The sequence below is a fragment of the Pseudoalteromonas rubra genome (assembly GCF_000967655.1).
GTDB lineage: Bacteria > Pseudomonadota > Gammaproteobacteria > Enterobacterales > Alteromonadaceae > Pseudoalteromonas > Pseudoalteromonas rubra_A.
Map to the genome: position 1 here is coordinate 41,530 of NZ_JXYA01000007.1, position 21,765 is coordinate 63,294.

The 21,765-nt window shown below is 49.5% G+C and carries 21 protein-coding genes; 8 read left to right on the forward strand and 13 right to left on the reverse strand.

Going from position 1 to position 21,765, the window contains the following annotated elements:
- Nucleotides 1-37 precede the first annotated feature (37 nt).
- The 3 genes from TW77_RS04315 to TW77_RS04325 all read left to right on the forward strand — a co-directional run bounded on the left by TW77_RS04315 (nucleotide 38) and on the right by TW77_RS04325 (nucleotide 4,563).
- Entirely contained in the window at nucleotides 38-1,120 is a 1,083-nt protein-coding gene (locus TW77_RS04315) for an Mrp/NBP35 family ATP-binding protein (protein ID WP_046003743.1), read from the forward strand.
- Nucleotides 1,121-1,123: 3 nt separating this feature from the next.
- Nucleotides 1,124-1,711, forward strand: a complete 588-nt coding sequence (gene dcd / locus TW77_RS04320; RefSeq protein ID WP_046003744.1) for a dCTP deaminase — start codon at nucleotides 1,124-1,126, stop codon at nucleotides 1,709-1,711.
- A gap of 338 nt (nucleotides 1,712-2,049) precedes the next feature.
- Nucleotides 2,050-4,563, forward strand: a complete 2,514-nt coding sequence (locus tag TW77_RS04325; RefSeq protein WP_052713038.1) for a putative bifunctional diguanylate cyclase/phosphodiesterase — start codon at nucleotides 2,050-2,052, stop codon at nucleotides 4,561-4,563.
- Here the strand turns inward: TW77_RS04325 and TW77_RS04330 are convergent.
- Together TW77_RS04330 and TW77_RS04335 are read right to left on the reverse strand one after the other, a co-directional pair.
- Entirely contained in the window at nucleotides 4,511-5,314 is an 804-nt protein-coding gene (locus TW77_RS04330; RefSeq protein ID WP_046003745.1) for a CLCA_X family protein, read from the reverse strand. The genes TW77_RS04325 and TW77_RS04330 overlap by 53 nt on opposite strands.
- Nucleotides 5,304-5,912 carry a tRNA-uridine aminocarboxypropyltransferase gene (locus tag TW77_RS04335; protein ID WP_046003746.1) on the reverse strand — a complete coding sequence of 203 codons (609 nt, stop codon included), beginning with the start codon at nucleotides 5,910-5,912 and terminating at the stop codon, nucleotides 5,304-5,306. Before TW77_RS04335 ends, TW77_RS04330 begins: the two co-directional genes overlap by 11 nt.
- A gap of 128 nt (nucleotides 5,913-6,040) precedes the next feature.
- Between TW77_RS04335 and TW77_RS04340 the strand changes: the two genes are divergently transcribed.
- Both TW77_RS04340 and TW77_RS04345 read left to right on the forward strand, forming a co-directional pair.
- Complete coding sequence (locus tag TW77_RS04340; protein WP_046003747.1) at nucleotides 6,041-6,385, forward strand: Hpt domain-containing protein; 345 nt, start codon at nucleotides 6,041-6,043, stop codon at nucleotides 6,383-6,385.
- A 197-nt stretch (nucleotides 6,386-6,582) separates the two neighbouring features.
- On the forward strand, nucleotides 6,583-7,800 hold the full coding sequence (locus TW77_RS04345) for a pyridoxal phosphate-dependent aminotransferase (RefSeq protein WP_046003748.1): 1,218 nt from the start codon (nucleotides 6,583-6,585) through the stop codon (nucleotides 7,798-7,800).
- 18 nt (nucleotides 7,801-7,818) lie between these two features.
- Here TW77_RS04345 and TW77_RS04350 read toward each other — a convergent pair whose 3' ends face one another.
- The 7 genes from TW77_RS04350 to TW77_RS04380 all read right to left on the reverse strand — a co-directional run bounded on the left by TW77_RS04350 (nucleotide 7,819) and on the right by TW77_RS04380 (nucleotide 14,362).
- Nucleotides 7,819-8,499, reverse strand: coding sequence for a M15 family metallopeptidase (locus TW77_RS04350; RefSeq protein WP_046003749.1), 681 nt, complete (start codon nucleotides 8,497-8,499; stop codon nucleotides 7,819-7,821).
- Nucleotides 8,496-9,635 (reverse strand): succinyl-diaminopimelate desuccinylase, encoded by a 1,140-nt coding sequence (gene dapE / locus TW77_RS04355; protein WP_046003750.1) that lies wholly within the window; start codon nucleotides 9,633-9,635, stop codon nucleotides 8,496-8,498. Before dapE ends, TW77_RS04350 begins: the two co-directional genes overlap by 4 nt.
- Nucleotides 9,632-9,982 (reverse strand): ArsC family reductase, encoded by a 351-nt coding sequence (locus TW77_RS04360; protein WP_046003751.1) that lies wholly within the window; start codon nucleotides 9,980-9,982, stop codon nucleotides 9,632-9,634. The genes dapE and TW77_RS04360 overlap by 4 nt, the downstream gene beginning before the upstream one ends.
- Entirely contained in the window at nucleotides 9,979-10,485 is a 507-nt protein-coding gene (locus tag TW77_RS04365) for a PTS glucose transporter subunit IIA (RefSeq protein ID WP_082078830.1), read from the reverse strand. Before TW77_RS04365 ends, TW77_RS04360 begins: the two co-directional genes overlap by 4 nt.
- Complete coding sequence (locus TW77_RS04370; protein ID WP_046003753.1) at nucleotides 10,485-10,865, reverse strand: ACT domain-containing protein; 381 nt, start codon at nucleotides 10,863-10,865, stop codon at nucleotides 10,485-10,487. Before TW77_RS04370 ends, TW77_RS04365 begins: the two co-directional genes overlap by 1 nt.
- A 146-nt stretch (nucleotides 10,866-11,011) precedes the next feature.
- Nucleotides 11,012-13,159 carry a phosphate acetyltransferase gene (pta, locus tag TW77_RS04375; RefSeq protein WP_046003754.1) on the reverse strand — a complete coding sequence of 716 codons (2,148 nt, stop codon included), beginning with the start codon at nucleotides 13,157-13,159 and terminating at the stop codon, nucleotides 11,012-11,014.
- Between the two features lie 3 nt (nucleotides 13,160-13,162).
- Nucleotides 13,163-14,362, reverse strand: coding sequence for an acetate kinase (locus TW77_RS04380; protein WP_046003755.1), 1,200 nt, complete (start codon nucleotides 14,360-14,362; stop codon nucleotides 13,163-13,165).
- 328 nt (nucleotides 14,363-14,690) lie between these two features.
- On the opposite strand from TW77_RS04380, the gene yfbV reads away from it, so the two are divergent.
- Nucleotides 14,691-15,134, forward strand: a complete 444-nt coding sequence (gene yfbV, locus TW77_RS04385) for a terminus macrodomain insulation protein YfbV (protein WP_046003756.1) — start codon at nucleotides 14,691-14,693, stop codon at nucleotides 15,132-15,134.
- Nucleotides 15,135-15,181: 47 nt separating this feature from the next.
- On the opposite strand, the gene rlmA is transcribed toward yfbV, so the two are convergent.
- From rlmA to xthA, 3 genes are read right to left on the reverse strand one after another with little or no spacing between them, the layout of a single operon-like run.
- Nucleotides 15,182-15,985, reverse strand: coding sequence for a 23S rRNA (guanine(745)-N(1))-methyltransferase (gene rlmA / locus TW77_RS04390; RefSeq protein ID WP_046003757.1), 804 nt, complete (start codon nucleotides 15,983-15,985; stop codon nucleotides 15,182-15,184).
- The gene (locus tag TW77_RS04395) at nucleotides 15,982-16,608 is read right to left on the reverse strand and encodes an energy-coupling factor ABC transporter permease (protein ID WP_046003758.1); all 627 of its coding nucleotides are present in this window, start codon (nucleotides 16,606-16,608) and stop codon (nucleotides 15,982-15,984) included. The genes rlmA and TW77_RS04395 overlap by 4 nt, the downstream gene beginning before the upstream one ends.
- Before the next feature lie 5 nt (nucleotides 16,609-16,613).
- Nucleotides 16,614-17,423, reverse strand: a complete 810-nt coding sequence (gene xthA, locus TW77_RS04400) for an exodeoxyribonuclease III (RefSeq protein ID WP_046003759.1) — start codon at nucleotides 17,421-17,423, stop codon at nucleotides 16,614-16,616.
- A 318-nt stretch (nucleotides 17,424-17,741) separates the two neighbouring features.
- Here xthA and TW77_RS04405 point away from each other — a divergent pair, with 318 nt between their 5' ends.
- Nucleotides 17,742-18,182 (forward strand): hypothetical protein, encoded by a 441-nt coding sequence (locus TW77_RS04405; RefSeq protein WP_046003760.1) that lies wholly within the window; start codon nucleotides 17,742-17,744, stop codon nucleotides 18,180-18,182.
- 249 nt (nucleotides 18,183-18,431) lie between these two features.
- Complete coding sequence (locus TW77_RS04410; RefSeq protein WP_046003761.1) at nucleotides 18,432-21,098, forward strand: TonB-dependent receptor plug domain-containing protein; 2,667 nt, start codon at nucleotides 18,432-18,434, stop codon at nucleotides 21,096-21,098.
- A 64-nt stretch (nucleotides 21,099-21,162) separates the two neighbouring features.
- Here the strand turns inward: TW77_RS04410 and TW77_RS04415 are convergent, their stop codons facing one another.
- Nucleotides 21,163-21,744, reverse strand: coding sequence for a DUF4136 domain-containing protein (locus tag TW77_RS04415; RefSeq protein WP_046003762.1), 582 nt, complete (start codon nucleotides 21,742-21,744; stop codon nucleotides 21,163-21,165).
- Nucleotides 21,745-21,765 lie beyond the last annotated feature (21 nt).

The window sequence follows — 21,765 nt, forward strand, 5'->3', positions numbered from 1 at the left end:
CAGCGCCCATTTCATCACCTCAAGGCGTTTTATTTGTATGTTTGGTATTGAAAAACTATTTACGAGGAAGGACCCCATCAAAGAACAGATTAAAACTCACCTGCAACACTACCGTAGTGCGATTTTTCCAATGGGGATCGATACGCAGTGGATAACGGAGATAGTAGAGGGGCAAGCGAAAGGCACGAGCTGGCAAGTGTCATTGACCTTACCCTTTGCAGCCTCCGGGCAAGGCGAGATACTGGCCTCACATTTGAGTGATTCCTTGAACACCGACATTCGCGTTACCTGCCACACAGCCGTGGCCGGTACAACCCAGTTTAAGCAAATCAAGCATATTGTGTTGGTGGCTTCGGGCAAAGGCGGCGTTGGCAAGTCAACAACCGCCGTGAATCTGGCTGCGGGATTGGCATCTCAGGGCGCTCAGGTTGGGATTCTGGATGCCGATATTTATGGTCCTTCTATTCCTTCATTATTGGGACTGACAGGACAACAGCCTGAAGCACTAGACGAAAAGACCCTAAAGCCGTTTGAGAAAGATGGGATCAGGGCGATGTCCATCGGCTTTTTAGTCGCTCAGGACGACGCAACTGTGTGGCGTGGCCCGATGGCGTCACAGGCGCTTGCTCAGTTACTAAATGAGACCGCATGGGGTGAGCTGGACTACCTGATAGTAGATATGCCTCCGGGTACAGGCGACATTCAACTGACCATGACGCAAAAAGTCCCTGCCAGCGGCGCTATTGTGGTAACAACGCCACAGGACCTGGCCCTTGCTGATGCCCAAAAGGGCATTGCGATGTTCAACAAAGTTAATCTGCCGATCATCGGCCTTATCGAAAATATGAGCTACTTTACGTGTCAGCATTGCGATGGCAAAAATGCAATATTTGGCAGTGAAGGGGGAGCAAAGTTGGCGGCTCGCCATGGTGTCCCGTTACTTGCTGAAATTCCACTGGATACGGGTATTCGGGAAAACTCAGAGCAAGGGGCTAACATCACAGCTCAGGCGCTGGCGATAAAAGATCATTATATTTACTGCGCGCAGTTGGTGAGCAGTATGCTGTATTTACAATCGAAATCGACTCAAGGAGTCGAAATTCTAATAACGGATGACTAAGCAATGAGACTCTCCGACAGAGACATAAAAGAAGCAATAAAAAATCAACACATTCAAATTGTGCCATCGCCGGGCGATGAGATGATCTCAGGGGTAACCGTTGACCTGCGTCTGGGTAATAAGTTCCGGGTGTTTCAGGATCATGCCGCACCTTATGTTGATTTGAGTGGTCCTAAGGAGCAGATCAACGAGGCGATGGAATCCATAATGAGTGACGAGATTGTGCTTGAGGATGGTCAGGCTTTTTTCCTTCACCCGGGTGAGTTGGCGCTGGCCATGACCTATGAATCTGTGACTTTGCCAGCCGATCTGGTTGGCTGGCTGGATGGCCGCTCCTCGCTCGCCAGATTGGGCTTGATGGTCCATGTGACCGCACATCGCATTGATCCGGGCTGGTCAGGGAATATTGTGCTGGAATTCTATAACTCAGGCAAACTGCCATTGGCTTTGAGACCAAAAATGAAGATTGGCGCGCTGAGCTTTGAGACGCTGAGCAGCCCGGCTGAGGCACCTTATAATATGCGTAAAGATGCGAAATACAAAGGTCAGAACAGCGCCATCGCGAGCCGGATAAGCGACGACAATCGCTAATAAAAAAGCTTATATTGCACCGAATAAACAGTATGGCATGTACCGGGAAAGTACGTGCCGTACAGCACCCAACCCTCCCTTTCAATTGCCAGCAAAAATGATGATTTTTTAACTTGATACTGGCAATTCAAACTTCAGCTTCCATACTTAACATCAAAGCTACATCGCACCGTGAATTATTGAATATGTTCGCTTGATGTTGGCAATCCCTGAAACCAGTAACACTGGGCACTGTTGTAATACCAATTTGCTCCGTCAAATTGAACAGGTATTAAGTGAAATTGGTATAACCGGCCCGCTGATTGATCGAACTATGCCACTTGCTCAAGGAGGTTGGGATGTGGTCAGGCGTGATACGCGTGATGGCGGTAATCTTGGTTATGATGACAGGCTTGCTGTTGGAAAGCCATGCTCGTGCTGATGCGTTGTTGGCAGGCGAGCAGGCGGTAATGTCACTTAAAGCTTATAATGATGCAACCAATCAGCTGAGCCTGGCTGAGGTCCGTCAGATAACAGCACAAATGACAGAAGCAGAGCAGAGCGTCAAGCTGCAACGCGGGATCTCAACCTGGGTACGGATTGACATTCCCCCTGACGTACAACACGAGCAAGTGATTTACACTCAGCCCATTCAGGGCGTCCTTAAATTCTACCTGGAACGCAACGATAAGCTAATTCAATACACATTGGTTGCGCCTGCCAAAGAGCTGGTATCGCCAGCTCAGGCAGTATTACCACATGTTAAAGTGCCAAGAAGTGAACACAGCGCGCAGCTTTATATTCAGGCGCAAGGGAGCCACCCTCAGTGGCTCTTGATAAGTGCAGCGAATGAATCCGATTTTGCGCAACGCTTTAGTCGCCGAGTCTTTTTATTTGGTGTTGAAGCGGGCAGCATTTACTTTTTGGCATTGTTTCTGTTGGTGATGGCAGTTTCCCAATTCAGGCCGGGGTTATTGGCGCTCGCGGTATACGTATTGTTAGTTGCTTTTATCAGTGGTGCACAAAGTGGTATCAATACAATGCTATTCCCTGCTGTGTTGAGTGGTGCACTGGCGACGTACAGTAGCCAGTTTTTCTTGCTGTCATTGGCGTGTGCTTTATGCTTCTTCCATTATTTTGTCGCACAAAAACGGCTGAATGAACAGCATAAGCACTATGTGTGGCGATTATTGTGGGCCTTGTTGCTGGTTGTGTGTGTCAGTGCACCATTGCATGCCAGCTATCAGTTATTGTTTCAGGTGATGGCCGGGTTGGTGGTTACGGCCTATGTCGCGTACTTACTGTGGATGCAGCCTAGACAATATCAATACGAAGCCCGATTACTGGCGTTGGCTTTTATGCCTGCGCTGATTTTGCTGGTGATCTTGATGTTGGGGCAGTTAGGTGTGTTTGCCAGTTCATATTACTATGTGCTTAATCATGCTTTGTTGACGGGCCATATATTGCTGCTCGGTTACTATGTTTACTGGCATGAGAGACAGAAAAAACTGCTACTCCTTCGCTATGCCAATCATGATAAAGAAACAGGGCTGCCTAACCGGCACATGCTACAAAAGGCCTTAGACGGTCTGCATAGCACCCATCAGCACCATACTTTGATTATGTTCCGACCTAAAGTACTGACGGTGATCAGGCTGAACATGGGCTGGGATTATGCGGCTATGCAGTTGAAATCTTTGTTAAAAAAAGTGCAGTTTCAACTGGATACCTATGGCCGGGTGACGATTGCGGCTGAGCCAAACAGTAAGACCCAAATTTACCGATTAGATGACGCCCTGTTTGCCATTATACTGCGTGGTAAACTTGAGCTGAGCCAGGTAGAGCAATATGCCTGTTTGTTGGCCTCCATTTTTGAAGAGGGTGTAAACTTTAAAGGCGAGCTGCTGGTCGATCAGCTCGAAATTGGTGTGGCGAGTAATCCTATTCATGCACAATCCACAGAAGCGCTGATGCAGCGCGCTTTACAGGCAATATCGGCACGCCCGCTTGGTACTCAAAAGTGGCAGCTATTCGATCATAACGACTCCTTGTCTTTGGAGCGAAGGATCAAAGTGGCATCGTCGTTGAAGTATGCGATATCACAAAACCAGTTTACCTTGTATTTTCAGCCTCAGGTCAAGCTGCAACAGGGAGAAGTGTTCGGTGCAGAGGTGTTGTTGCGCTGGCATCATCCAGAATTAGGCGTAATACCGCCCGATGAATTTATCCCCATTGCTGAAGCGTCGGGCATGATCCCTGAGATAACGGATTGGGTTGTGGAGCAGGCGCTATCTGCCCAGGCTGAGTTGTGTCGTCTCTATCCACAGCACGTGTTATCACTGAATGTATCAGGTAAAGACATTGGCAGAAAGGAGTTGGCGGTGCAACTGATCACCCTGATCAGCCAACTTAATCTGGCGCCTTCGCAACTGATGCTGGAAATCACTGAATCTGCGACTTTAGCCAATGAGGCGGATCTCAATGAGATCATTGATGGCTTTAAGCGCCTGGGCGTTAAAATGGCCATTGACGACTTTGGTACCGGCTACTCATCATTGGCTTATCTCAGTCAGCTGGGTGTTGATGAGATAAAAATTGATAAAAGCTTTGTGATGAATATAGCCAGCTCTGCAACCAATCAGACGATCTGTAAGGCCACCTGTGATATGGCGCACAGCCTGGGGTCAATGGTGGTTGCCGAGGGGGTTGAAAGTGTGCACTGTTATCAGATGTTGCAGGCCTTTGGCTGTGATATTGGTCAGGGCTTTTATATTTCCCGGCCCTTGCCATTTGCCCAGTATCAGGACTGGTTAGCGCAGTTTATTGCGCTTGACGATATAACGCAGCACCTAGCATCTGAAAGTAGTTTATAGTCGAGTCTACGGTTGCTGCTGCAATCGCTGCATCGGGAAAGCCGCCCTGATGTTGGAGTTCCGAGCCGAGTACATCATCCACTAAAAAAGCATTGCGGATCTGAGGCTGGCTGGCTATGACCCATTCAAAAGCACGAGCAGTGAGCTCCTGAGGCCGGGCGTAATACTGACTGCCACGCGCCTTATCCAGTAACGCGGCACGTTTGAAATAATCACTCGGCTCCTGTGTGCTGCTATCCAGAAACAAAATGCGAAAGAGATCATCAAGCTGTTGATTAAGCGGGTGGCTCAGCAACGGCGGTTGCACGAGCCACAGCGCCGATGCAAAGTCGTGTGCTCCCACTTCACTGAACATGTGCCTGGCAATGTAATGATCGAAAGCATGCCACCACTCGTGTGCAAGAGCACCACCCCCTGCATTTTTTGCCATTGCCAGAGTGCGCCTGTTGCTGTCGTAATGCGCCTGCACGCCGGCCTGTCCGCCACTGCCAAAAGCTAAATTTAAAGTGCCTCTGAGGCCAATTGCAAAAGGGGGCAGTGACAGGAGTTGGGTGAGGTCGGCCAGCGCATCGTAGAGTAAGTTTGCGGCTATGTGTTGCTCGTCTTTATTGACCCAGGCACCTAAGGTAATGGTCTTGAAGCCAAAGGTGGCTTTGATCTCATCAAAGCTGGCCTGGTCGCCAAAGCGATAATCCGGCCCGTCACGAAAAAACTGCCGCTTTAATCGATTATTCGACCGATTATTCGTCACGTAAGTACCTTTGTTTTACATGCTCAGGCATCTGCCTGGTTTGTTGTTCAATCATGCCGGCCAGCGCCTGATAAAGTGGTGCGGGTGAGACTTGCTCATACAGATGTAAAAAGTGTGCGGTTGCTTCCAGTGTTGAGAGGCTAAAGGCTTGCTCTGCTTTGCGTATATGGTACTGATTTTCAGGCAGTTGAGCGAATGAGACATGGGGCAGTGTCATCAGCCAGGGGTTGAGCATCAGCATTTTGTGCACTTTTTTCCAGGTGCCATCCAGTACCACCAAGGTCTCTATGATTGGCCGATTTGCTTGTTCCTGGGAGGGAGAGAGCGCCATAGCGTTTTCAGAAGGGTAAAGCAGTGCGCATTGAACTGACTGAAGTTGCTCGCGCACTTGCGCAAAATCGGCTTCAGACTCACCGACAACGACCTCAAGGTTACTAAGTTGCAGTGATAACAGGCGAACCGTATTCTTAGCGACTTTGACTTCACTGGGGTGCTGTAACACCAGTATCTTGCAGTGGTTTTTGAGCGGCTTGCCAAGGAACTTGCAGACACAAGTCTGCTCAGGAAACTGGCAGTGATTGCAAAGGGGACGTTTCATCGCATTATTTTACTGTTTTTTCTGTCACAGATCATATCATAGTTTGCAGTTTAGGGCCCTCTTAGCTAGCATTAACTGTAAGTGAGGCTGTTGGTGGGTTTGTTAGCCAATATAGTGAAAGGACTAATATGAATGTAACGATTGATGAAGCTTGCCTGGATACGATGCAGTCCCTGTTAGGTGAGCAATTTTCAGACACCCTGGTATTTTGCATCAGCGAGTTCGAGCGGTTGGAGCGCGAAGTAAGAGAGTCTTTGCCGGTTGATCTGGAGGCGGCGACGCGCAACGCGCATAGTCTTAAGTCGAATGCGGCCCAGTTTGGTGCGATGAGTTTGTCCGATAGTGCCCGTGAAGTAGAAATGTTGTTGCTTCAGGGTGATGTTAACGCTGCTAAAGACGCGTTGGGCAGTTTATCTCAGCAAGTGATTGGCTCTACTGCTAAGCTGCAACAATGGCTGATGGCCAACGCGTAGGTTGGTATTCGTTTGCAAGTGTAATTGTTCAATACAGCTCAGCGTGTTATGAGCTGTTTTTCGCTTTGCAGGCGTTACATTTCTGTGGCGCCCTCAGTGTTACTCTTTTCTAAAATCTTCCTTTCATTCTCTGTTCGGAATCTGCTTTTCTTCCTGTCGCTGGAGCGTTATTCTAGTGGCCTGAATAGGGAGAAATAATGATAAAAATTACTAAAAGCAGCAAACTCAACGGGGTGTGCTACGATATTCGCGGTCCTGTGTTATCACAGGCAAAGAAAATGGAAGATGAGGGCACTAAGGTCCTCAAACTTAACATTGGCAACCCGGCTGCATTTGGCTTTGATATGCCTGAAGATATGCACCGAGACATCATTCGCAATCTGTCGGATGCTCAGGGCTATTGTGATTCAAAAGGGCTATATTCTGCCCGGGTCGCTGTGTATCAGCATTACCAGCAGAAAAACCTGCCAAATATCAGTGTAGATAACATCTTCATTGGTAATGGCGTTAGCGAGCTTATCCAGATGGTCACGCAGGCGCTGCTTAACGACGGTGATGAGGTATTGATCCCGGCCCCGGATTACCCCTTATGGACGGCATCGGTTAAGTTGTCAGGTGGTAAACCGGTTCATTACTTATGTGATGAAGCGGCCGACTGGTTTCCTGACTTAGCCGATATTCGTGCCAAAATTACCCCTAACACCCGGGCTCTGGTACTAATCAATCCCAACAATCCGACCGGAGCCGTGTATAGCAAAGCGCTGCTGGAGGGGCTGATCGACATTGCCAGAGAGCACAACCTGTTGCTGCTCAGCGATGAAATCTATGAAAAGATCCTCTACGATGGAGCCGTACACTGGTCAATTGCGTCTTTATGTGACGACTTACCTGTGATCACCTTTAACGGGCTTGCCAAAACGTATCGCGCAGCTGGTTTGCGGATGGGCTGGATGGTGCTCAGCGGCAAAGTGGCGGCGATGAAAGATCTCATTGATGGCCTGAACATGCTGGCGTCTATGCGTTTATGCGCTAACGTTCCGGCACAGTTTGCTATCCAGCAGGCATTGGGTGGCGTACAGTCTATCGATGCTCTAATCGAGCCTGGCGGGCGCTTGTATGAGCAACGTCAGATTGCATGGCAGGGGCTGAATGATATGCAGGGTGTATCCTGTGTTAAACCTATGGGTGCATTGTACGCATTTGCCAAAATAGATACGCAACATTTCAATGTAAAAAACGATGAGCGTATGATGCTGGACTTGTTGCGCGAAGAGAAAATACTGCTGGTGCATGGCAGGGCGTTTAACTGGCCTCAGCCGGATCATTTCCGACTGGTATTTTTACCCCACATGGATGAACTGGAACCCGCCATGGCCAGGATGCAGCGGTTTTTTGAACATTACCGGCAGCAATAGGGAGCGCCTATTGCTGACTTACTCACAAATGTTGTCGATGTACTGGCTGTAAAGCGTCGGCAACATTTGCAAAATAGTGTGTTTGGCTGCCACGTCATGACTGCGGATCACGGCAGCCAGCGTTTCCACCGAAACCGCTTCCATCATTTTTATTGCACAGAGCCTATGGCTGATATGCCAGGGCTCGGCGGCAACACCGCCCTGATAGCGCTGGTAGGGCCGAAAAAAACCAAATTCGCCAAGGTGCTCACTCAGCCAGGCATTAAACTCAGCAAAAGGTCCGCCTTGCTCATACTCCCAGGGTTCGAGCTGCAAATGTTGTCCATCTGGCAGGCAATTGCGGGCATAAACATCCAGGTCGGTACCAAAGTGATGACGGCTAGCACCGGGCAGGGCTGAGTAGAGCATAATTGCGTGCACACAGGCCTCTGGTGTCAGCACAGATAAGTCTACAGCTTCATTCTGAGCGTTTAACACCGGGCGCACCCCCAGAAACTTGTTATTCCAAATCAGGCACTGACGATGAAAGTCGCGATGGGCCGAGGCTATGCTGAAACTAAACCCGGCTCGCTCAGCGGCCTCACTCAGCGCACTGAGATCACGCTGGATGGCGCGGTGAACCGCATAGCCCCCAAATGGGACTAAATGGCTGTCACAGAGGCCACTGGCCTGGGATGCAAGTGTGCTGAGTTGGCTCATGTAAGCAACTTTTCCAAAATCAGTTCGTAGATTTCAGCAAGCTGGTCGAGTGATTCTGTGCTTACGCATTCATTCACCTGGTGGATAGTGGCATTCACTGGCCCCAGTTCGATCACCTTACAGCCGGTTTGTGCGATAAATCGCCCGTCAGAGGTGCCGCCGGTTGTCTCCGGGTTGGCATCAATGCCCGTCACCGTTTTGATGGCATCCAGAGTCACATTTAATAACGGCCCGGGCTCGGTTAAAAACGGCAGGCCGTTGAGTGTCCAGTGTAAGTCATAATCCAGACCATGCTTGTCGAGTATCTCACAGACACGAACTTTTAACTGCTCAGCGGTTACTTCGGTACTAAAGCGGAAGTTAAACTGAACATCCAGGCTGCCTGGGATCACATTGCCAGCACCGGTACCGCCATGGATATTTGAGATCTGGAAGCTGGTGGCAGGGAAAAACGCGTTACCCTGGTCCCATTGTGTTGTACTGAGCTCGGTCAGTGCCGGCGTGCTCTGGTGGATTGGGTTTCTGGCCAGGTGGGGGTAGGCAACATGGCCCTGGATACCCTTGATGGTCAGGTGCCCGGTCAGTGAACCACGGCGTCCATTTTTAACTACATCACCCAGGCTGTCCCGCGATGAGGGCTCGCCCACCAGACACATGTCTATTTTTTCATCTCTGGCTTCAAGTAAATCAACCACTTTAGTGGTGCCGTTGATAAATGGGCCTTCTTCATCTGAGGTGATCAAAAAACTGATCGAGCCTTTGTGATTTGGAAAACGCGCGATAAAACGCTCAGTGGCTACTACCATGGCAGCCAGAGAACCTTTCATGTCGGCTGCACCCCGGCCATGCAACATGCCGTCGTGTATCTCACCTGAAAATGGTGGATAACGCCAGTCTCGCTCGTTACCGACGGGCACCACATCGGTGTGACCGGCAAAGCAAAAATGCGGGCCTTCACTGCCTTTGCGTGCCCAGGTGTTGAGGGTGTCAACAAAGAAGTGCTCTTCGACGTTAAACCCCAGCGCACTCAGGCGCGCGTTGATCATGGCCTGACATCCGGCGTCTTCAGGTGTCACCGAAGGGCGCTGAATGAGCGCTCTTGCGAGCGCCACTACTTCACTGTGAGTCTCACTCATAGCGAGAAAATATCCTGATATTGCGGTGCTTTAAAGCCCAGGTGATACTGGCCTGCATGCAGCAAAATAGGGCGCTTGATCATTGCCGGTGCAGCTAACATGTGCTTTTGCGCACTGTCTGCGTCAAGGTTTTGCTTGTCCTCATCACTCAGTGCCCGGTACGTTGTGCCGCGTTTGTTCAGTACATTTTCCCAGCCCAGCGCTTCGACAAACTCGGCCAGCATTTGCGCGTCCAGCCCGTCTTTGCGGTAGTCATGAAAGGTATAGCTGATGTCGTGTTGTTCGAGGAATTTCTTGGCTTTTTTAATGGTATCGCAGTTGCTGATACCGTACATAATAGTGGTCATAAATTACATGCCCTGGATAGTGTAATAAGCGGATCTTTGCCCGCAGTGACTTGATTCAATGGATAGTAACAGGGTCCCAGCTTATCTGCATTAAGCAGTATCAGGGTACCCAGGATCTCAATATCGCCCGGCACATCGAAATAACATAAGACGTCGTTCATCGCGACCTGCTTTTTACCATAACTGTGCTGGATGAGGTGCTCGGTTTTGCGATATTCAGTTGGCAATAGCAGGTGGAGCAGCATTAACAGCCCGGATTTTGCCCGCAGTATAAATTCGCAGCCCTGCTGGCTGATTTTTTCAACCCTGGCCGGGCAGGGAGCCAGCATCATCGCGGTATTTAATTTCACACAGACGCCTGGCCCCAGCATGCCGCTGGCAAACAAAGGCTCCGGGTGCTGGCTCAGGGGGTGTACTTTGCCGGTAAAGGGACTGGCAATGTGCATAATGGGATTGGCAATTTGCGCAATCGGTGCGTAATTAATCTGCTGTGATAAGTGCATCAGACAAACAAGTATCCGTCTTTTTTGAGTGCTTTAATGGCATCAGGAAGTTGTGCTTCTTTAACCAAAATATAGTCAGTGTCGTAGGTGGAAATAGAAAAAATAGACACATTCGCTGCGGCCAGCACGCCAGAAATATTGGCCATAATACCGGTCAGCGAAAAACCCAGCGGCCCAATCACCTCCAATGCGCGCCAATGTGGCTCGGTGGCGAAACTGTCAAACTTGAGGTCGCTTGGGCAGACAATTGAAAGTTCTTCGGAGGTTTTTGCAATAAAAAATATCTCGGCAGACATCACTGCTGCGGGCACAGCCTGATCACTATCCAGACTATGGATGGTAAAATTGTGCGGCAATACCTGCAATGTTTGCTTCGACATATCCGAGTCCTGACACTTGTGACTCTTTCATAGTATAGCCAAGCATGGTCAAAATAAACCTTTTTCCGTTGGCTGCACACTCTGCTAAGTTGTAATACGGGAAGCGTGCGTGCTTCCCGTATTGGGCGACAGATAAGCCTGGTTGATTACTGGTCGTTTTGTCCTGCCTGGATAGCTGTCAGTGCGATGGTATAGACAATATCATCAACCAGTGCACCGCGGCTGAGGTCGTTAACAGGCTTGCGCATACCTTGCAGCATAGGCCCGATACTGATCAGATCGGCGCTTCGCTGAACCGCTTTATAGGTGGTGTTGCCGGTATTGAGGTCCGGGAATACAAACACTGTTGCTTTACCAGCCACTTTACTGTTTGGCGCCTTTTTACGTGCAACATTTTCCATGATGGCGGCGTCGTATTGCAGTGGTCCGTCAATATCCAGATCCGGGCGCTTTTCTTGCGCAATGCGCGTCGCTTCGCGGACTTTATCAACGTCAGCCCCCTGGCCCGATGTGCCGGTGCTGTAGCTGATCATCGCCACTTTCGGCTCAATACCAAATGCAGCGGCTGATTCAGCAGATTGAATCGCGATATCGGCCAGCTGCTCAGCAGTTGGATCTGGGTTAATGGCACAGTCGCCATATACCAGCACCTGATCGGGCAGCAGCATAAAGAACACCGAACTGACCAAAGAGGAATCCGGCGCTGTTTTTATCAGCTGAAGCGGCGGGCGAATGGTGTTGGCGGTCGTGTTGACAGCACCGGACACCAGACCGTCTACTTTATCTTCGGCCAGCATCATAGTGCCCAGCACGACGTTGTCCTGCAATTGCTCTGCCGCGACGACTTCGGTCAGACCTTTGTTTTTACGCAGCTCAACCATAGGCGCTATGTACTTTTCAACCTCTTCATGGGGGTCGAGGATAGTGACGTTGTCGTTAAGCTCCACACCTTGTTGGGCGGCAATACGTTCGATTTCTTCGCGCTCTCCCAGCAGCACGGTTTTGGCAATGCCTCGCTCGCCACAAATGGCTGCGGCTTTAATCGTACGAGGTTCGTTGCCCTCTGGCAGTACAATGGTTTTGTTGGCTTTACGCGCAGAATCGGTCAGCAAATAACGAAATGCCGGAGGTGATAACTTGCGCGTTTTTGCTACGCCCTGAGCTAGCGAGTCTAACCAGTCGGCGTCAATATGATCGGCGTTATGCTGTTTGACTTTGTCGATACGTTGTTCGTCGTCTGCTGGTACTTCCATGTTGAAGTTGTGCAGCAACAAAGAGGTTCGCCAGGTATCTGCTGTGGTTGCCAAAATCGGCAGGCCAGTTGCCATCGCTTGCTCGCACAGCTCCATGATCTTGGCTTCGGGTTTAAAACCGCCGGTGAGCAAAATCGCGCCTAGCTTAGTGCCGTTCATGGCACTCAGGCAGCCCGCAACCAGAATATCGGAGCGATCGCCTGGCGTGACGAGCAGGGCGCCGGGCGTAAAATGGTTCAGGATATTTGACACGGTTCTGGCACAAAAGGTGACCCGTCTTAAACGACGGTGTGCCATGTCTCCGGCATTGATCACTTCCGCGCCCAGATAGTTACTCAGGTCAACTACACGCGGCGCAACCAGATCAAAATCCCAGGGAATGGCGCCCAGTAACATAAATGGATGCTTGCGGAAGATAGGCAAAGAGGCCAATCGGTTGAGTTCGTTTTCCAGTTGTTCCGGCTCGTGTTGATCGACCAGATCGGCACGTGCGCGACCATCTTCATCAAGCGGTGCATTGACCTTGTTAAAGATACAGCCCAATACCCGCGCATGGTCAACACCCCCATAGTTACCGGCGGCAATTTCCAGACGATCTTCGAGCTGATCATTGCTATCGTTGCCCGGGGTCAGCACAAACACAATATCCGCACCCAGTGTTTGAGCGATTTCCCGGTTAACACGCCCAGCATAAGGCTGACGGCGCGTTGGCACCATGCCTTCGATGATGGCCACTTCACCCGGATTGATGGCGCTTTCAAACCGTTCGACAATTTCTTCGAGCAAATCATCGCCTTTGCCATCGCCTATCATTTGCTCCGCATAGCTCAGCTCAAAAGGCGTCGGCGGTGAAATGGATGAGCCTTGCTGTACGACTAGGGTTGATTTCTCCGGGCCGGTATCTTCTTTGCGAGGCTGTGCGATGGGTTTGAAAAAATTAACCGCAACGGCTTTTTGCTCCAGCGCGCGCACCAGGCCAACCGACACGGACGTTAAGCCTACGCCGGTTGAGATGGGGATCAACATAATACGACGGCTCATAGCTTATTGCTCCTGTGCCAGTTGCGCGGCATCATGGGCGATGACCCATTCTTCGTTGGTCGGGATCACCAGTGCTTTGGTCGTGTTACCTGAGCGGGTAATTTCTCCCTCTTTACCAAAACGGGCATCCAGGTTTGCCTGCGCATCAATCTCCATACCCAAAAAGCTAAGTTGCTCAACCACTTTTGCGCGGATAACATCTGAGTTTTCGCCAATGCCACCAGTAAATACCAGCGCATCCACGCCACCCAGAGGCACGGCAAAGCTGGCAATTTGCTTAGCCAGGCGATAACAGAACATGTCCAGCGCTAAGGTTGCCTGCGGGTGTCCGTCTGCGGCGGCTTCTTCGATGGTACGGCAGTCATTCGACAGCTCACTGATCCCCTGCAAACCACTTTGCTTATTCAGTAAAGTATCAACTTGCTCTACGCTATAACCCAGTTGGTTAACCAGGTAGGAGAACAGGCCCGGATCGATATCACCGCTGCGAGTGCCCATGATCAGGCCTTCCAGTGGCGTCAGTCCCATACTGGTATCGACCGACTTACCATCTTTGATTGCACAAACAGAGCAGCCGTTACCGAGATGCGCGGTAATAATGCGAGAACTTTTTTGCTCAAGGCCTAATGCTTTGATAGCCTGAGTCGATACAAAATAGTGACTGGTGCCATGGAAGCCATAACGGCGGATCCCATGAGATTTGTACAGCTCGTAGGGCAGTGCATATAGATACGCAGTAGGCGACATGCTTTGATGGAAGGCGGTGTCGAATACCGCAACCTGAGGCAAGTGACTAAAGGCCTTTGTGGCGGCGTCTATGCCAAGCAGGTTGGCCGGGTTGTGTAGCGGTGCCAGGTCAGCGGTTTTGACAATGGCCTGGTGTACTGTGTCATCTATCAGGACCGATTGTGTGAAGTGTTCACCCCCATGCACTACGCGGTGACCGACTGCAACCAGCTCTTTGTCCAGGCCAAGGGATTTAACCAGCTCGACCAGTTTGTCGATGGCAATCTGGTGGGCTTCACCGGCATTAAGCGCGACGGTGTGCTTTTGACCTTGGTGCTTGTATTTGATCTGAGGATTGCTTTCGCCAAGGCGTTCAGCAAGCCCAGACAGGTGTTCCTGAGCGGTGTTTGGGTCTATGATTGCGAATTTGAGGCTGGAGCTGCCACAATTGAGTACCAGAACATGGGTAGATGACATAATGACTATCCGTTTTGACAATAACTGTTATTGCGTATTAAGCTAAATGAAAAGGCGCATTTAGCTACATATTAGACTAAGGTGTAATTGACGAGTATAAAGTTAATTTTACCCGATTTTTTTGAGAAACGTTAGGCCGTCTCGATTGGTTTATCGTATTTTATTGAGTGTTTTATTGATCACAAAACGGCTGCTGGCTGATAGCAGGTAAGCAACGCGTTAATGGTGTTGCCTGGTGTTCTTCAATGGACTAAATGTAAGTTGTCCGTTGCCGATTTTGGTCAATAATAAATGAGTAAACAATTTGCCCTTGCACCCGGGAGTTATGATGCAGAAAAGTCTTATTTCACAAGTGCAACTTGGACGTCAGTACGCCAAAGAGTGGCCAATGCGCAAGGAATTGACGCTGTTATTTCCCGAATTCAGAGTGATCAAAGCGACTGAATTTGCCCTTCAGATGATGCCTGCGTTGGCGATTATTTCGGTTTTTGTCCAAACAACGTACTTGGGAATGGCGTACTTACCCCAGGCTATCACCATCGCTTTATTCTTCTTGTCTTTGCCAGTGCAGGGCCTGCTATGGCTCGGAAAGCGGGCGGACACTCGTCTTAATCCAGCCCTCAATAGCTGGTACAAAGAGCTCTATCACAAAATGGTGGCCAATGGCTATCAGGCCGATGCCTCCCGGGATCCTAAGTATCGTGAGCTGGCTAAATTGCTCAAAGATATGTTTGAAAAAATGGACAAAGCATTTGCAAAAGAAAACCTCTGATAAATCAGAGGTTTTCTTTTATTCGCTACGCGCGGTAGGCAAGCAGCTCAGGCTTTTTGGTAGCGCGTGATCAGAAAAGAAAAGGTCACTTCATGATGGCTGGCCTGGTCTAGTGCCTCGTAGTGACTTTCTTTAAACTTCCATGCAAAAGGCGTCATTTTGATCAAGTGCTTGATGACGTCGGTGGGCACCTGCTGGGTCTGCTCAAGGTGGGTTTGCTCTGCTTCGACAAAACCTTGCGGGCAATCCGGGGCGTCATGAAGTCGTACTTCATCGTAAATATGGGTTTTCAGCTCATATAAATGTCTGGGACCCGGGCTTACAACCAACAACTGGCCTTGCGGTTTGAGCAAGCGCGCCATTTCATCGGCAAATACCGGAGCAAACACACTTAGCAGTACATCTGCCTGAGCGGCAACAAAGGGCGTGTCTTTAATAGAAGCCACACTAAAGTGGACCTGCGGGTAGCGTTTTGCCGCGTAGCGGATAGCTGGTTTTGAAATATCGACACCGAACACCTGGCTTGTTGCGGGCAGTGAATTGGCAATAGCCTGCGTATAAAAGCCTTCTCCACAGCCCATATCAATGACCGCATGACAGGGCAAAGCGGCAATGGCCTGAGCCAGGTGAGATTGTAAAAACTGGTAGTGGTCGGTAGCGAAAAAGGCCCGACGGGCCTGCACCATATCCAGATTGTCGCCTGGCTGGCGAGACTTTTTAAACTGGACGGGCAGCAGGTTAACATAGCCTTCTTTGGCCACATCAAACTGATGGTTATGCTCACAATGCAGTGTTTTATTGTGTTCAGTCAAAGGTGCTGAGCAAATGGGGCAGCGATAATGCAGCGTCATTTATCTAAGTAATCCCTATCATAAAAGGTTTTGACCCAGTGAGGTCGGTAAGTGATCAGCAAGGTAATGGCCATTCCGTTCAGCATCGCTTCGGGAAACCACATGATGACCGCATAAAAAATGTAGTTGTCGACCAGGACAGGCCAGTCATACAGCCCGATACTCAGGTAATATAGCGCACTGATTATAATCTTACTGGCAGCAACCAGTCCGCCGCACAAAAAGGCACAGACAAAGATATAGACAAAAAAGTGGCGGCTGAGAAAGTGATAGCAAAGTAAAAACAAGCCATAACTCAGATAGACCGGAAGCAGGGCTGTGAATAGCCAAAATGTCCACAGATTGTCGATGGGCATAGGGCCAAGGAAATAACTAAGCAGCGTGGCCAGCGTGCTGCACAGCAGGCCCATATGCCAGCCAAGCGTGAGCGTTACCGCTGTGATCCCGAGAATATGAATAGATAGCTGGGGTAAAATGCCAGCTTGGATCTGCCACAACAGCGCCAGCACCAGCGCACTGGCCAGCACGCCGGTTTGTCTTGTCGGCGTCTGTAGCAATGTCTGATACTGGTGTTTGTTGATGCTCAGGGCGAACAGGCCCATGGCGATAAGCGCGATGAACATATTGGTTACAAGTCAAAAGTTGCCCAGACTGGCGCATGATCTGAGGGCTTCCCAATCCCACGCAGCTCGTAGTCAATGTCACTTTCAACACACTTGGCCATCAAAGACTCTGTGGCCAGGACAACGTCGATACGCAGACCGCGATTGTCATCAAAGCCCTTAGAGCGATAATCAAACCACGAGTATTTTTCGCAGGCGTCTGGCGTGAGCTCGCGGAAGGTATCTTTGAGTCCCCAGTCCATTAATGTTTGCAGCCATTCACGTTCGATGGGCTGGAATGAACACTTACCGGTTTTCAGCCAGCGTTTGCGGTTGGGCTCGCCAATACCAATATCCAAATCGATCGGAGAGATATTGATATCGCCCATGACAATCAGATGCTCGCCGTTATCGGCAGTGCTGTTCAGATGGGTCATCAGATCGGCATAAAACTGACGTTTATACGGAAACTTGGTCTCGTGGTTAATGTTGTCACCCTGGGGGAAGTAACCATTCATGATAGTGACATCTTCACCGCTGTCGCTTTCAAAGGTACCAATGATCATACGTTTTTGCGATTCTTCAGTGTCTGTCGCAAAGCCCTTTTGGATCTGTTTTGCAGGCTTTTTAGAAAGCATAGCAACGCCATAGTGGGCTTTTTGGCCATGAAAATACACGTGGTAGCCCATCGCTTCAACATCAGCGACCGGGAAGGCTTCGTCATGCACTTTAATTTCCTGCAAGCCGATAACATCGGGCTGGTGTTTATCGATCAGGGCTTGTAGCTGGTGCAGGCGAGCGCGCAGGCCGTTTATATTGAATGAGATAACTTTCATCGTTGTTGTTCTTTATTTGCATATAGTCAGTGGTGCTAAGTCTATCATTTTTGTCTGCGTGAATGGAGGGGCAAGCGTGATTTTCCCACGTCCTGTTGGACCTTTAATCGGATTGATTTAAGGTCCCATTATCGTGCCAAATGCGGCGGTTTATATCCGCTATTTTTGTTAATTAACGCGAAAATTGTAACCGCTTTAAAGCGCCTGATTAGGGAGTTGTGAATAGCCTATTAAATGATCAGGAAAGTTGAGTTTTACCATTTACACGGTAAAACTTGTATATATAATGCGCACCAATTCGTTCATTTGGGGTAAATTATGTTTAAGTCTCTCTCTCTTGTTACATTGATCTCGGTTGCATCTTTTTCAGCTACAGCTGCCTCTGGGGCGCGGGTTGTAAGCGCTGACGCTTCACCAGAATCGAAAGTATGTGCTATCGCGGCGGAACAAGGTCTGAGTGCTGCACGTGCATATGGAGCGAAGCACGGTGTATTCGTATCACGTTTTTCTAAAACACTAGAGTGTAACGGTGAAGACATTCGCTCATTTGCCAAGCAGGCCGACACCAAGTCTGCAAACAGCCAGGCAAAAGTGAAGCTGATAGCTAAAAATGACACGATTGCAACTGAGCTATGTCTTAAAGCTGCCAAAGAAGGGCTGTCTAGCCTGAACCAATACCGTCATCAGGCCCGTAACCTAAAGTGCAATGATGTACCTGTTAAGCAGTTTATTAAAAACATCAATAATACGGCTATCTAAATACCCGTTATTAATGCAATAAATAATGCAATAAAAGCCCGGCCAGATGTGTCGGGTTTTTTGATCTCCCCGCACTGGCCGACAAAGCGCCACGGATACTGAGTTTGTGCTCGTACCAAACACTCAAATGTGTATTTTTAGTAACATCACATCTTGCCTTGTATATTTATGTGTTCTTAAAGTGTTTTCTATATGTTATAAAATATTTGGTAATTACAAATATAATTAACACTATGGAGAAGAGTAAGAATGAAAAAGGGGATTACACTCACTGCACTGGCAGTATCAACAGTCCTTGCTGGTAGCTTTCAGACAGCTCTGGCAGAAGAAGGCGAAGTCGAACGCATCGAGGTCACAGGCTCGCACATTAAACGTTCTGATATGGAAGGACCCTCGCCAGTTCAATCCATTTCAGCATCCGATTTGGCTGCTACAGGTTCAACCGATCTGATTGGTGCGCTGCAAAAGCTCCCGGTCGCGGGCACGGGTACCTTCAGTACTCAGGGCAACTCCAGCGATGACACAGCAAACGGTGGCTCCAGTGTGGCGCTGCGTGGCTTGGGCGCATCATCAACCCTGGTATTGATTAATGGACGCCGGGTCGCCGTAAGCCCATTTGCAAAAGACATTGAAACCTCATTTGTTGACTTAAATACCATCCCGGTTTCTGCGGTAAAACGCATTGATGTACTTAAAGATGGTGCATCAGCAACTTATGGTTCGGATGCGGTGGCGGGTGTTATCAACATCATCCTACGCAATGATATTGACGGTTTTGAAGTTGCGGCTAAAGTCTCTGATACAGCAGATGGTGGTGGTGAAGAGCAGAACTTTACCTTACTTTGGGGTAACTCTACCAACAAAGGCCATCACAACTTTACACTTGATTACTTCAAACGCGGTGATGTGTTTTACTCAGACCGGGATTACACGGCCACGGCGGATCAGACCTTCCGCGGCGGTAATAATTCACTGAGCTCGTCTGGCTTCCCGGGCAGTATTGAAGTGGAGCGTGCCTCATTGAGTGACGAACAATGGGCACGCCTGCCTGTCGTGCGTACTGAGGATGATGGCACTCAGGTTCGTCAAACCCTGTTCGCTGACGTGTGGGGTAATGATGTCTGTCCTGCTGATATGATAATCGGCGATATATGCCGTTATGACTATGCGCCGCATATGAGTCTGGTGCCCTCAACCGAGCGGGTTACCTTTAACTACAACGGTGTTCAGGAGATCATGGATGGCGTAGAGGGCTTTGCAGAGTTTTCGGCGCAGCATGCTTCGACCTTTATTCAGGGCGCTGCCAGCCCAAGCTTTACTGAACTCACCATGGCGGGCGATAACCCGAATCATCCTTTGGCCAATCAGCCCGATCACTTCCTGCATGGTGTAGACATCTCAATGCGACGCCGTACGGTGGATATTGGTAACCGTAAAAAAGACGTTGATTCAGAATACTATCGCGCGGTCATGGGCATGCGCGGTCAGTGGCAGGATTGGGAGTGGGAGTTTGCTTACTCTGCCATTCGCTCCAGCGCGGTTGAAAAAGGCTTTGATGGCTTCCCCAATAAACGTCTTGCGCAACAAGCCATTGACGAAGGCCGTTGGAACCCATTCGAACCCAGCACTAACACACAGGAAGGGTTAGATTTCTTTGAAACAACGACAACCCGTTACGGCTCATCAAGCATGCAATCACTCGATGGTACTATTTCTGGTGAATTGTTTGAATTTGGCGATGGCTACGTGTCGGCAGCGTTCGGTTTTGAGCACCGTTATGAAAAAATAGAAGACAACCCGGATAACCAGTACCTTAGGGGCGAGATCTTTGGAACCGAAGCGACACAAGCGAACGGTGATCGCGACAATACAGCGGTGTTTGCGGAGTTCAGTGCGCCATTACTGGAAAACCTGGAACTTCAGTTAGCACTGCGCCATGAAGATTACAGTGATTTTGGTAATACCACAGATCCTAAAGTGGCTTTTCGCTGGACACCCATCGATTCTGTTGTGGTACGTGGCTCCTGGGGCACAGCATTCCGCGCGCCTTCACTTGTTCAGTTACACCTGGGCCGCACCGACGAATCGCCTAGCGTAATCGATAAAGAGCGGTGTAAGCAGACTGGCGCCGATGCCGATTGTTCGCCAACCGAATATACCGCCATCGTTGCCGGTAACAAGCTATTGCAACCGGAAGAATCGGAAAACTTCAACCTGGGTGTGATCTGGCAGGCAACGGATACCTTTAGCATAGGCGTGGATTACTGGAACTATGATCAGGAAGACTTGATCAAGAAAATTGGTGCGCAAAAGCTGGTCGACTGTTGCGGAACCGATCCTAACCTGGTGGTACGTGCTCCGAGTCAGGGCAGCACCTTAGGTCGCATCCTGGAAATCAATGATACCTTTGTGAACATTGGTGGTCGTGAAACCGATGGCCTGGACTTAGACATCGAATACCTGCTTACCACGTCAGAGATGGGTGAGCTGCGCTTCAACTATAACCTCACTTATACACTGAACTTCGAAGAGCAGTCGTTTGAAAGTGATGATGACGGCAATACCAGCACTGTGGTTGAAGACCTCAATGGTGAGTACCAGCATCCGAAGTACCGCTGGACGGCTGGTGTTGACTGGTCAATGGATGATTATATTGCCAACCTGAGCTTTAACTATGTCGACAAGAATCTTGATCTTGCAGACAGCAACGGGGATAAATATGAAATTGATTCCTGGACCACGGTTGATACCAGCGTTAGCTATGTCGGCTATGACAAACTGACCGTGACTATAGGCGCGTCAAACTTGTTTAATGAAGAGGCGCCTTTGGCTCCGTCTGAATCTATGGGGATTGATAACAAGACTCACAGCGCGTTGGGTCGTCAGGTGTATCTGAAGTTTGGCTATCAGTTTTAATTAACGGTGTAAGCGTGCAAAAAGCCAGTGCTATCGAAAGAGGCACTGGCTTTTTTGTAGCTAATCAATGCTGAACTTTAGGCGGGAAGTTGGCCAGGATCTCGGCAATGGTTTTATTGACCGACTCGGTACGTTGCTCAGGGGTTTGCTTTGCGCGCAAACGGCTTTCTTTGGCACCGCGCCAGACTAACTGATTAGAAGTACGGTCGATGATATCAACCACCAGCGTACCAACTTTATATTCTCGTGCTGTGGTGTGATGGTCGACGCCCCAGCCCCAATAATTCCAGCGCGCGCCGTAGCTGACTTTAAAGGTATCTACCTCAAGCTTTTTGTCGACGGCAACGTGGTAATTGATCAATATATCGGCCTGAGCCGGGTCTGCCAGTTTGAACCCCTGGCTGGCCATTTGCTCGGTAATGGCGTTACGAATGCGTTTTTCCATTAGTCCGTTGACCTGATAGTTTTGCGGACGTGCCTGCAAGCTGGCTTCAGCTGACCAGGCATAGGTTTTGTAGTTGGCAAACTCAACAGACTTGTCGTAGTCCCAATCCGGTGTAGTGCCACAGGCACTGAGCATCAATAAACTTGCCACAACGGCAAAGGTCCGGGTGCTGACAAGGTGTTTTTTCAGTTGGTTCAGCATGGTTTACTCCTTAAAAGCATT

What these genes read in the sequence shown, in the direction of transcription:
- TW77_RS04315 (WP_046003743.1), top strand. Translation starts at nt 38, where the DNA reads ATGTTTGGTATTGAAAAACTATTTACGAGGAAGGACCCCATCAAAGAA.
- dcd (WP_046003744.1), top strand. Translation starts at nt 1,124, where the DNA reads ATGAGACTCTCCGACAGAGACATAAAAGAAGCAATAAAAAATCAACAC.
- TW77_RS04325 (WP_052713038.1), top strand. Translation starts at nt 2,050, where the DNA reads ATGTGGTCAGGCGTGATACGCGTGATGGCGGTAATCTTGGTTATGATG.
- TW77_RS04335 (WP_046003746.1), bottom strand. Translation starts at nt 5,912, where the DNA reads ATGAAACGTCCCCTTTGCAATCACTGCCAGTTTCCTGAGCAGACTTGT.
- TW77_RS04340 (WP_046003747.1), top strand. Translation starts at nt 6,041, where the DNA reads ATGAATGTAACGATTGATGAAGCTTGCCTGGATACGATGCAGTCCCTG.
- TW77_RS04345 (WP_046003748.1), top strand. Translation starts at nt 6,583, where the DNA reads ATGATAAAAATTACTAAAAGCAGCAAACTCAACGGGGTGTGCTACGAT.
- TW77_RS04350 (WP_046003749.1), bottom strand. Translation starts at nt 8,499, where the DNA reads ATGAGCCAACTCAGCACACTTGCATCCCAGGCCAGTGGCCTCTGTGAC.
- dapE (WP_046003750.1), bottom strand. Translation starts at nt 9,635, where the DNA reads ATGAGTGAGACTCACAGTGAAGTAGTGGCGCTCGCAAGAGCGCTCATT.
- TW77_RS04360 (WP_046003751.1), bottom strand. Translation starts at nt 9,982, where the DNA reads ATGACCACTATTATGTACGGTATCAGCAACTGCGATACCATTAAAAAA.
- TW77_RS04365 (WP_082078830.1), bottom strand. Translation starts at nt 10,485, where the DNA reads ATGCACTTATCACAGCAGATTAATTACGCACCGATTGCGCAAATTGCC.
- TW77_RS04370 (WP_046003753.1), bottom strand. Translation starts at nt 10,865, where the DNA reads ATGTCGAAGCAAACATTGCAGGTATTGCCGCACAATTTTACCATCCAT.
- pta (WP_046003754.1), bottom strand. Translation starts at nt 13,159, where the DNA reads ATGAGCCGTCGTATTATGTTGATCCCCATCTCAACCGGCGTAGGCTTA.
- TW77_RS04380 (WP_046003755.1), bottom strand. Translation starts at nt 14,362, where the DNA reads ATGTCATCTACCCATGTTCTGGTACTCAATTGTGGCAGCTCCAGCCTC.
- yfbV (WP_046003756.1), top strand. Translation starts at nt 14,691, where the DNA reads ATGCAGAAAAGTCTTATTTCACAAGTGCAACTTGGACGTCAGTACGCC.
- rlmA (WP_046003757.1), bottom strand. Translation starts at nt 15,985, where the DNA reads ATGACGCTGCATTATCGCTGCCCCATTTGCTCAGCACCTTTGACTGAA.
- TW77_RS04395 (WP_046003758.1), bottom strand. Translation starts at nt 16,608, where the DNA reads ATGTTCATCGCGCTTATCGCCATGGGCCTGTTCGCCCTGAGCATCAAC.
- xthA (WP_046003759.1), bottom strand. Translation starts at nt 17,423, where the DNA reads ATGAAAGTTATCTCATTCAATATAAACGGCCTGCGCGCTCGCCTGCAC.
- TW77_RS04405 (WP_046003760.1), top strand. Translation starts at nt 17,742, where the DNA reads ATGTTTAAGTCTCTCTCTCTTGTTACATTGATCTCGGTTGCATCTTTT.
- TW77_RS04410 (WP_046003761.1), top strand. Translation starts at nt 18,432, where the DNA reads ATGAAAAAGGGGATTACACTCACTGCACTGGCAGTATCAACAGTCCTT.
- TW77_RS04415 (WP_046003762.1), bottom strand. Translation starts at nt 21,744, where the DNA reads ATGCTGAACCAACTGAAAAAACACCTTGTCAGCACCCGGACCTTTGCC.